14 protein-coding genes are annotated in these 9,119 nt (G+C 57.7%); 11 read left to right on the top strand and 3 right to left on the bottom strand.

Going from position 1 to position 9,119, the window contains the following annotated elements:
• The 3 genes from Q362_RS0117020 to Q362_RS22520 all read right to left on the bottom strand — a co-directional run.
• On the bottom strand, positions 1–246 hold a 246-nt coding region (locus Q362_RS0117020; RefSeq protein ID WP_169737458.1), incomplete at its 3' end, for a transposase.
• Between the two features lie 457 nt (positions 247–703).
• Complete coding sequence (locus Q362_RS0117015; RefSeq protein WP_028319619.1) at positions 704–1,063, bottom strand: hypothetical protein; 360 nt, start codon at positions 1,061–1,063, stop codon at positions 704–706.
• A gap of 214 nt (positions 1,064–1,277) precedes the next feature.
• Positions 1,278–1,841, bottom strand: a complete 564-nt coding sequence (locus Q362_RS22520; RefSeq protein WP_084312940.1) for a helix-turn-helix domain-containing protein — start codon at positions 1,839–1,841, stop codon at positions 1,278–1,280.
• A 146-nt stretch (positions 1,842–1,987) separates the two neighbouring features.
• Between Q362_RS22520 and Q362_RS0117005 the strand changes: the two genes are divergently transcribed.
• From Q362_RS0117005 to Q362_RS0116955, 11 genes are all read left to right on the top strand, one after another.
• Positions 1,988–2,185 (top strand): hypothetical protein, encoded by a 198-nt coding sequence (locus Q362_RS0117005; protein WP_028319618.1) that lies wholly within the window; start codon positions 1,988–1,990, stop codon positions 2,183–2,185.
• 19 nt (positions 2,186–2,204) lie between these two features.
• On the top strand, positions 2,205–2,519 hold the full coding sequence (locus Q362_RS0117000) for a hypothetical protein (RefSeq protein ID WP_028319617.1): 315 nt from the start codon (positions 2,205–2,207) through the stop codon (positions 2,517–2,519).
• Positions 2,520–2,556: 37 nt separating this feature from the next.
• Entirely contained in the window at positions 2,557–2,991 is a 435-nt protein-coding gene (locus Q362_RS21455) for a hypothetical protein (RefSeq protein WP_051554448.1), read from the top strand.
• 1 nt (position 2,992) lies between these two features.
• On the top strand, positions 2,993–3,292 hold the full coding sequence (locus Q362_RS23885; RefSeq protein ID WP_157470286.1) for a hypothetical protein: 300 nt from the start codon (positions 2,993–2,995) through the stop codon (positions 3,290–3,292).
• Positions 3,293–3,482: 190 nt separating this feature from the next.
• Entirely contained in the window at positions 3,483–4,175 is a 693-nt protein-coding gene (locus tag Q362_RS22515) for a hypothetical protein (protein ID WP_028319615.1), read from the top strand.
• A 22-nt stretch (positions 4,176–4,197) separates the two neighbouring features.
• Positions 4,198–6,447, top strand: coding sequence for a Mu transposase C-terminal domain-containing protein (locus tag Q362_RS22510; protein WP_157470283.1), 2,250 nt, complete (start codon positions 4,198–4,200; stop codon positions 6,445–6,447).
• A gap of 72 nt (positions 6,448–6,519) precedes the next feature.
• Positions 6,520–7,218, top strand: a complete 699-nt coding sequence (locus tag Q362_RS0116975) for an AAA family ATPase (protein ID WP_028319614.1) — start codon at positions 6,520–6,522, stop codon at positions 7,216–7,218.
• Complete coding sequence (locus Q362_RS22505) at positions 7,215–8,087, top strand: hypothetical protein (protein WP_051554446.1); 873 nt, start codon at positions 7,215–7,217, stop codon at positions 8,085–8,087. Before Q362_RS0116975 ends, Q362_RS22505 begins: the two co-directional genes overlap by 4 nt.
• A 13-nt stretch (positions 8,088–8,100) precedes the next feature.
• Positions 8,101–8,430, top strand: coding sequence for a hypothetical protein (locus tag Q362_RS0116965; RefSeq protein WP_028319613.1), 330 nt, complete (start codon positions 8,101–8,103; stop codon positions 8,428–8,430).
• Between the two features lie 78 nt (positions 8,431–8,508).
• On the top strand, positions 8,509–8,898 hold the full coding sequence (locus Q362_RS0116960; protein ID WP_028318447.1) for a hypothetical protein: 390 nt from the start codon (positions 8,509–8,511) through the stop codon (positions 8,896–8,898).
• A partial coding sequence (locus tag Q362_RS0116955; RefSeq protein ID WP_028318526.1) for a host-nuclease inhibitor Gam family protein occupies positions 8,895–9,119 on the top strand: 225 nt, incomplete at its 3' end. The genes Q362_RS0116960 and Q362_RS0116955, both read left to right, overlap by 4 nt.

Below are 9,119 nucleotides of genomic sequence, written 5' to 3'. Positions count from 1 at the left end.
TCGATCGGAGGCGAAACCTTCCAGGTAGCCGATGAACAGCATCCGAAAATAGACTCCGGGCGGAATGGAGGGCCTTCCCTTGCTGGCAAAACACGGGGCGCAGAGCTCTTCCGCCCAAGAGTCGAAACCATCCTTGGCGAGAAGATCGTTGAGCCGGGAGTAAAAGGGATGCCCTTGGCCCTTGGGAAGCTGATGCTGGTTGACCCACATTGTCTGTTGCTTGGGTTTGCGTCTACCAATCGCCATACGGTAATAACTCCTTGTTGTGAAATGATAAAATCAATTTACCGCACATGGGGATTGGGGCAATAGGTTTTACAGGGTTACGGGGTTTTTCAACGGGCTGCTATGGGTTCCGTGACATGGAATACTTCAAGCTCAGACTCTACAACCTACACAACTCCGGGTACGCATTTGCCGGATGAACCACATCTTTTCAGGTGAAGTGTACCCGCAATAATGGACTCCATATAATGTTCAGGTGGCTCTCTGTTGATCAAAGCGTTTTTTCCAGAAAGCTGTTCAACAACACAAGGTATGAACCCGTATCCGGGATGAAGTGGGATAAGGTGAGATGTGGTGGGATTGGCTCGAAAACAGATGGTTACGGGTTTTGAATGGAACTTTTTTGGTGGTGAGTCCGAATTTTAAAATTTGGCTAAAAATGGCATAAACCAGCCGTAAGGTTTGGGTCCGTTTTTGGTCAGTTCAGTCTTTCTTGGATCTGTTTTGACGAGGAGGGATTCAATGGTTCCTCCATTAATGAAATATTCTTCCAGGCCAGTGCAGACGAGACGGGTCTGGTCCTCTCTTCCTCTCCATCATCGAAGCCGTGTTTGTAACCGGCGAAATACCATCCTCTCGAAGATAGCTCCAAAGCGGCCTGGGTCAAGGCTTTCACGAGATCAGGGACATCCGTGTGGAAAACAAGAGCTTCACCTTGGGTGTCTCTTGTACGGGGTTTGTGCTTGATTGAGAGATAGCCACCGGTGCCCTCCTTGTTCTCCCAAACAAGGACGTCGAGGCGCTTCGTGGCCTCGAACAGCTTTATCATCCGGTCCATGATTTACCTCCGCAAAGTTTGAGTCCATACTAGAAAGGGTGAAACGAAGGGTGAAACGGGGGTCGCCCTGGTTTTAAAATATCATACTGCTGATTTTTCGCTATTATCCCGCACGGTGCAGGTGCCACAAAAAAACTAGCAAGGGTGAAATGGCAAAAGGGAACATTGTGGTACTCTGCCAGTGTATTCTTTGGTTTTTAAAAGTTGACGTAGATCACGCCACCTTCCTTTTTGAAGATTGTTCCCCGAGGCGGGCCTTCTCACTGGCCTCTTCTTTGATTTTCAGTTCTAGCACGTAGCGTTTTAGCTCATCCATTTCGGCGAGTTTGGCTTCCATATCCTGCAGGCGCTTCTCCATATCCTGGGCCACAGTCTTACTCTCCACCGCATTGGCGAAGGCCATAAGGTTGGCATTGATGGCCCTGATATAGACCGGATCTGCGGCTGAGTAAATTTTAGTCAGCAGCCCCATGCCTTCGACCATCCCAAGAGAGTCGAAAATCGATGCCTCGGACTCGGGCGACCTAACCTTATTTTCATTTTCCGATATTTTGTCAAAATTGGGTGTGCTCTTTTCCCTAAAGCCGTTGCCCGTAAGAAGCCATTCGGGAGATACTTCACAAAAGACCGCAAGAATATTGCACAAATCTTCTTGATCAGGAATCTGCTCTCCCCTCTCCCACCTGCTAACCGTATTAGTATGAACGCCGAGTTTTTCAGCGAATACCTTTTGCGTAAGATCGCCTCTCACTGATTTTACTCGATCACCAAAGCTCATTGTCACAGTATCAGATTATGGCAATTGACGTTTTTCGATTATTTTTTTACCTGAAACAGATTGACTAACCGTTTACGGTTTGCTAGACAGTAGGTGTCTGTCAAATTTTGAAACATAGTCGCTGGAAATCAAAAAAGGAGGCAACAATGAAACAGAAAGCCATATCCGCCTATCAAAGCCTGATCAAATCGGGACATCTTCTTGCCGCAAATCGCGTGCTTCGTCTTTTCAGTCTCGGCCTTAATGACGCTGATTTTGCCGCCGAATGCGCCCTCGAGTCGGCTGGCCTGATCGGTCGATGTGGACGGGGTGGCAATTCCATGATTTTCGAACTTCCCAAATAACCTTGGAGCCCACGACTGAATGAACGACCTGCAGCAACTTTTCCGGCTACGCGGCATCTCCATGGAGAAGCTCGCCGAGCAGCTTGGATTCAACACCCACTCGGTGCAGAAAACCGTAAAGGGCGTCAGAGAGACCCCACATGTCCGGGCCAGCATCGCCGAATACCTCGGTCTCGAGGTCGACGATTGTTTCGGATCGGCCGCCGGAAAAGTCCTTCGGCGGCTGATCAGGCAAGAGATCCTGAAAAAGCGCGCAGAGTACGAGCAAGCCCTCACCAGGAAAGCTCTTGGTGGCTCTACCCTATCATCGGGGCAACATACCGTCAATGTCTAGACGGGGGAAAAGAACAGACAGTAGAGACCGCAGGCAGATGAGCCTGCTGGACGTGCTGACGCACGCGCAAAACGAGCTGGATGAGGAGAACGGAACCGAGGGGTCGGCCAACATCAGAGAACGATTGCGAATAGCCATGACCGACTCGATCAAGCGATGTTCGTTTTCCCGCTGGGAGATCGCCGGAAAGATGAGCCATCTGCTCGGGGTTGAGGTGAGTAAATACCAAATTGACGCCTGGACGGCGGAGAGCAAGGAAGGACACCGGGTTCCTGCTGAATATCTACCGGCGTTCTGCATAGTGACCGGAGATCACGGGCCGTTGCGCATGATGGCCGAGACGGCCGGATTGTTTGCCTTGCCCGGGCCGGATGCGCTCCGGGCGGAAATCCAGAAGTTGGATGAGGAGACCAAGCGGCTCCAGCGTGAGAAGCGGAAGCGGGAGCGTTTCCTGAAGGAAATGAAGCAGTGAAATGAGTGAGATGCGAGTGGCAGACATTGTCTGGAAATACAGAAATGCCGCAAGAGAGGGCAAAAAAACACTCAAAATCGAGCTGTACAGAGCCGAGCAATGGCGCTGCAACTGGAACCCCTACCGGAAGACGATGACTCCACGCCCACCACTGCGCGATCGAGAATACTGGCACCAGTATTACCGGCTGCGTGTTGATGGACGGTGGCTGGGACGCCCTGGGTTTAAATACGCTTTTTATACCCTGGAACAGGCCGTCGCTATTGGAGAAAAACTTTCAAGAGAAGGGAACAGAGCATGACGCGAGAGGAATTTTCGGAATCAACAAACTCATGGAAATGACCAAGGTGCCGCAGGCCACGGTGCAAGAGTTGCGAGAACGGCTCAGAAGGGAGGTGGCACAGCGGGGGAATAAGGAGACCCTGCGCGAACCAATTCTCCTGAAGGCATGAATTTAGCCCACAATCAACCCAAGTAATGAGACCCCAACCATGCACCCTTTGATCAATACCACCGAACAACCCCTGTCGCAGAGAGAGGCGAAGCTGCTGGCCGAACTTGAGGCCGTAATCGACACTAACATGAGGGGCTTTGTGCCGGTCGGGCTGGCCTTGAAAGAGATTCGGGACCAGCGGCTGTACCGGATCAACTATCCAATTTTTGAGGATTACTTGCTCCGCGAATGGGATATGACCAAAAAGCACGGATACAGGCTGATAGAGGCCGCAGACGTGCACACAAACCTGAAAGCGCTTCTGGAAGAAAAAGTGTCCCATGGGACACTTTCTAGCAGTCACGAAAATGTGAACCATGGTGCACAAATCATCGAAGACCTCCTTCCCCAAAACGAGCGTCAGGCTCGGCCCCTCACCAAATATACCCCCGAGAAACAACGCCAGATCTGGCTGCAGGTGCTGGACAAGGCCTGTGCCACGGGCGCCAGGATCACCGCCAATTTCGTCATCTCGGTGATTTTGGAGATCGAGCAGAGAAAAATTGACGACGAAGTCAAGAAGCACGCGGACCGGACCAAAAAGGAGACTGATCTGCCGCCCCTGGTGCAGACCACCTACCAGGCCCTGTTGCAGGTGGTCGTGGCACAGAACGACGAGGGGTGGCAGGCGGTCGGCAAGCGGACCATGATCGGCCTGCTCGAGGATCTGCTGGAGACGCTGAAGAAGTAACGGGAAGAAACAGGAGCGGATCGTGAACGGGACAGTGACCGCAAAGGAGATCGCCGGGGCAATGAGCCTGAGCAAGCGGGCCATACAACTGAATCTGAACGCCCTCGGCAAAATTTTTGTGTGGGCAAAAGGGCCGAGCGGGCCTGAGAAGCACTACCCGATCACGCTATTGCCCGAGGAGTACCGGTTGGCGCTGATGACCGCGCGGGCCACGGCCGGATGCGGCGAGCCGGATTGCGCGGTGGAGCGGATCGGCGCCGAGGCGGCCAGGGAAATGCTGGCCGTCCGCGCCGAGGAAAAGGAGCGGGCACTGATCGCCCGGGAGCAGGCGCAGCTGGTTTTCGGCCAGATGTCGGCACAGCGCAAAAAAGAGGCCCTGGCCCGGCACGAGTTGCTCCAACTCTGTGACGGATTCGTCCAGGCGGCAGGGTTCGAGGTGCCGCGCCACGCCAAACGGAGCAAGAAGGCGGACCGCGCCTTTGTGGCCGCCTACAATTCCGGGAAGATCAGGGTGCCGGAGAACGTGCTTGCGATCGTCGGCAAGACGACCAGTTGCTCCACGCTCCGCCGCATTGCCGAAGCCTACGACCGGAACGGCCTGCCCGGGCTGGCCTTTGGCTACCACAATCCGAAACGCGGCCAGACAACGCTGACCGAGGAACAGCAGGACATGGTGATCGACGCCATGTGCCTGAACCCGAACACCACCAACGCCAACATCCACCGGCTGCTGATGGGCAAGTTCGGCCGGGATATCCCCTCGGCCACGGCGATCGGCCGGTTCCGGGACAACTGGATCGGCAAGAACGCCGACCTGTGGCTGTATTACACCAACCCCGACGAATACAAGAACAAGAAACGACTCGCGTTTGGCTCGGCCAGCGAGCGGGTGGAGCGGCTCAACCAGTTGTGGGAGGCGGACTCGACGCCGGCGGACCTGATGCTGATCGACGGCCGCCATTCCCTGATCGGGGTGATCGACGTGTATTCCCGCCGGCTGCGGTTGCTGGTCTCCAAAACCTCGAAATCCTCGGCCATTGTGGCATTGCTGCGGCACTGCTGCATCGAGTGGGGCATCGTCGAGGTTTTGAAGATCGACAACGGCAAGGATTACCGGTCGGCCAGGGTGAACATGGTGCTGGACAGCCTGGATATCGAGCCCGAGTACTGCACGCCCTTCAGTGGCGACGAGAAACCGCACATCGAGCGCGCCTTCCGCACCTTCCTGCACGGCCTGGTGGAGATGATGCCGGGCTACATCGGCCACAACGTGGCCGAGCGCAAGGCGATCGAGGCCAGGCGCAGCTTTGCCGAGCGGGTGATGAAGAAGGGCGGCGACCCGGTCGACGTGAACCTGACCTCCGAGGATCTGCAGCGGTTCTGCAACGAATGGACCACGTTTGTGTACCAGCACGATCCGCACAGCGGCCTGGACGGCAGGAAGCCGATCGACATGGCGCGCACCTGGACGCAGCCGATCCGCAGGGTATCCGACCTGCGGGTGCTGGACATGTTGCTGCTGCCAGCCCCGAAAGACGGCGGTATCGGCACGATCACCAAAAAGGGCGTGCGGGTCGATCACCGGTATTACCAGGCGCGCGACTTCGCCGGCCATGTCGGGGAGAAGGTGTTCGTGCTGCTCGATCCGGCGGACATGGGCACGGCCTACATCTACCTCCAGGGCGACCGAGGGGAGCGGACCTTCTTGTGCGTGGCGATCGATCCCAAATGGTACCGCATCGATCGGGCCAGGTTTTCAACCTCCGCCAAAAACCATGCGGACAGGATCGTCGCCGAAGGCGCGAAGGAGCTGCGCCGGCGGGCCAAGAAGGAAGGCACCCGGGAAGCCTATCAGGATTACGTGAATTTCCGCCGTGCCGAGGTGGCCAACCTGGTCGAGTTCCCGGTCCCGACGGTCGAACACACCACACCGATGCTGGCGGAGGCGGCCAAGGCGGTGGCGGCCATTGACCGGGTGCAGGGCCGGCAGGACGAAATGAGCGCGAACCTGCGAGATGTCGAGATCGTGCTGACCGAACCGGCTCCACCGGCGCCGGCGAAGGAACAGAAGGTGGTCAAGCTGATCACCTGCAAGTCCGACCGGTATCTCGACATCCTGACCTCGGTGCGCAAGGAAAAACGGCCGCTGACCAGGTGGGAACACGATTTCCTGACCGATTTCTACGCCGACGGCATCGGCAAGGATTACCTGCGGCTTGAAGGCGACCTGCGGGAAAAATACGGGGTAACGGAAGCCCGGGCGGAGATCTGAACAAAGGCGGCCCCTGCTGCTGCCACAGCAGGGGCCATAGGAGCTTGTGACTGTACGGAGGAAAAATAACCAATGATCGACACTTTTGCAATGACGCAAAACGTGCGGCGGTTCATGGCCGGCCTGGAGGTGTTGCGGCGACCCGTCAAGGGGCGGATCGGCATCATGCTGGTGTATGGACCCTACGGGACCGGCAAGACCGAAATCGGCGACTGGTGCTACACCAACCACGCCATCCCCTACGTGCGGGCCACGGACGGCATCACCCGCCGCGAACTGCTGGCCAACATCGTCTCAGCCCTGGAAGAGGCCCCGAAATACCGGTCGGCCGACATCTTCGAGCAGCTGCTGAACATCCTCGACGAGCAGTCGAAACCGATCATCATCGACGAGACCGACTATCTGGTGGCCAGCGGCATCATCGAGACGGTGCGCGACATCAGCGACATGACCAACGCCCCGATCATCCTGATGGGGATGGACACGCTGGAAAAGGATCTGAAGAATTACGCGCACCTGATCGACCGGGTCACGGTACGGGTGCGGTTTGAGTTGTTCAGCCAGGCCGAGATCGCCAATTACGCCGAACAGGTGTGCGAGGTCAGGCTGACCGACGATGCGATCGCATTCGTCCATCTCCACGGCAAGGGCCGGCTGCGGATGACCACCACCTGGCTGGAGCGGGCCGAGCGGATCGCCGGGCTCAACCGGCTGGAAGAGGTCTCCGCCGCGCACCTGGAGGCATACCTGGAGAAGGAGCGGCAACGATGACCGTGCTCGACCCTGTCGTCCTGTATCTGCTCACCTGCGGCCGCCGAAAGGTGACCCTGGAGCAGGTGACCGCCGGGGTGGAACTGGACCGCAAGGCGGTGCTGCGGGTATTGGACAAGCTGACCGGCGAGGGCTACCTGCGGGAAATCGAGGACCACAAGATGGCCAAGGGGTACGCCGATCCCGGCCCGTACCTGCAGAACCCGACCTGGGAGATTGTCCGCGACCTGACGGACCGGCCCGTCAAGAGGCCAAAGAGGGACACCGGCCGCGACCGGATATGGCGGGCCATCAAGCGGCTGCAACGAGGATTCACCCGGTCGGACATTGTCCGGCTTTCCGGTGCGTCGCGCGGCAGCGTCGAGGATTACACCAAACTGCTGGAGCGCGACGGACATATCAAGACCGTGGGCCTGACGGGCCGGCAGTACCGCTACAACCTGGTGTCAGATGAATTAAAGCGGCCGAAGGTCAAGGAACAGGCCGATACGCGCCCTGGAGGCGAGACCATGGGATGGCTGGAAATTTTGCGGCAACGAGCCGAAGTGGTAGGGGACTCCGAAGTGGCCAGGGAGATGGGCGTGTCCCCGGCCGCGATTTCTCTGCTCAAGGCCGGGAAGTACCCCGCCAGCACGGAGAAGATGGAGGAGCGGGTGATGTCGATCTACGGCCGCGACGGCAAGGTCGTGTGCCCCATCCTGGGCGAAATAGAGCCCGGCCGGTGCGCCGAGCTGTGGAACAAGGCGCACAAACTCGGGGTGAAAGGCAGCAACCCGAAGATGATCAGGCAGCACAAAGCCTGTTTGAAGTGCGATTTAAGGAGCTTTAACAAGCGGCCGGCCAGTAAAAAAACAGGCCGAAAAATTTAACGATGGAGGTGCCATGGTGAAGGGATTGAAGGGACTGGGCCGCAGGGATGACCGGGCTGAAGCAGTGAAAAAATTGCGGGCGGTCAAGATCTGCCCGGTGACCAACGGCCGGCCGACCAGCATGACCCTGGAGGGCTTCCAGACCGCGTGCGAGCGGTGCCGGAAGCAGGACCGGCATGAATGGAGCGAGCGGCGCCCCTACAAATATACCTGGTGCGATGAATGCCGAGGGAAGCAGCGGCCGGATGAGCTGCGGATCGTGAACCTGGCCGCGATGATCGCGGCGCGGGAGATGAAGAAAATGGTCGGAGAGAGGCTGCCACCGCTCTCCGACCGGAGCTGAGCATGAGCACAATCTAATCAATTGGCCCGCAGCCACGATACACCGTGGGGAACGGGGCCGCAACCACGGAGAAAGACAATGAACAGTAATGCGGAAAAACAGATGCAGGATCAGCTGCGCGACATCGGCGCCACTATGGAGTCGGTGCGCGCCAACGTGCCGCGCGTGAAGCGTACTATGGGATTGGAGGATCACTTGTACAGGGTGTGGGATGCCTCCCAGGAATTGCAGCGAGCCCTGGAATTACCGGGGGTGATCTCCGGATACCGCGCAGACGCCGTGGATCAGGTGCTCCGCATCATTCAGTTGATGGATGAGTGTGACGCCGCTCCGGACACGCGGCAATTGATCAGCATCGGCTACGCCTGCGAACTGGCGCGGGACAAGATCCGGGCCTACCTGGCCCTTGACCGCGCCGCCGTCAACAAATCCATCCAGGCCGGATGGAATCAAGGAGATGAGGAATGAGCAAGGTGAAAGGCAAGGCCACGCCCCGGATCGCGGTGCCGCAGAGCAGGGAGGAGGCCGAGACCTGGGTCCGGCAAATCGGAGAATTCCGCCGCCAGGTAGTGCGGATCGAGACGGCGATGAACGACGAGATCGCCCGGATCAAGGCCGAGCACGAGGAAAAGGCGCGGCCGTACCGCGAGGATGTCGAGGCCCTGCTGGCCGGTCTGCAAGCCTGGGCC

This window comes from Desulfobulbus elongatus DSM 2908 (genome assembly GCF_000621145.1).
Classification (GTDB): domain Bacteria; phylum Desulfobacterota; class Desulfobulbia; order Desulfobulbales; family Desulfobulbaceae; genus Desulfobulbus; species Desulfobulbus elongatus.
This window is presented reverse-complemented; position numbering and strand designations above follow the sequence as displayed.

Excerpts from the sequence above, each read along its gene's own strand:
- Q362_RS22505 (WP_051554446.1), top strand. The coding sequence starts at position 7,215 with ATGACCGTGCTCGACCCTGTCGTCCTGTATCTGCTCACCTGCGGCCGC.
- Q362_RS0116975 (WP_028319614.1), top strand. The coding sequence starts at position 6,520 with ATGATCGACACTTTTGCAATGACGCAAAACGTGCGGCGGTTCATGGCC.
- Q362_RS0117000 (WP_028319617.1), top strand. The coding sequence starts at position 2,205 with ATGAACGACCTGCAGCAACTTTTCCGGCTACGCGGCATCTCCATGGAG.
- Q362_RS0117015 (WP_028319619.1), bottom strand. The coding sequence starts at position 1,063 with ATGGACCGGATGATAAAGCTGTTCGAGGCCACGAAGCGCCTCGACGTC.
- Q362_RS22515 (WP_028319615.1), top strand. The coding sequence starts at position 3,483 with ATGCACCCTTTGATCAATACCACCGAACAACCCCTGTCGCAGAGAGAG.
- Q362_RS0116960 (WP_028318447.1), top strand. The coding sequence starts at position 8,509 with ATGAACAGTAATGCGGAAAAACAGATGCAGGATCAGCTGCGCGACATC.
- Q362_RS0116965 (WP_028319613.1), top strand. The coding sequence starts at position 8,101 with ATGGTGAAGGGATTGAAGGGACTGGGCCGCAGGGATGACCGGGCTGAA.
- Q362_RS22520 (WP_084312940.1), bottom strand. The coding sequence starts at position 1,841 with ATGAGCTTTGGTGATCGAGTAAAATCAGTGAGAGGCGATCTTACGCAA.
- Q362_RS23885 (WP_157470286.1), top strand. The coding sequence starts at position 2,993 with ATGAGTGAGATGCGAGTGGCAGACATTGTCTGGAAATACAGAAATGCC.
- Q362_RS21455 (WP_051554448.1), top strand. The coding sequence starts at position 2,557 with ATGAGCCTGCTGGACGTGCTGACGCACGCGCAAAACGAGCTGGATGAG.
- Q362_RS0117005 (WP_028319618.1), top strand. The coding sequence starts at position 1,988 with ATGAAACAGAAAGCCATATCCGCCTATCAAAGCCTGATCAAATCGGGA.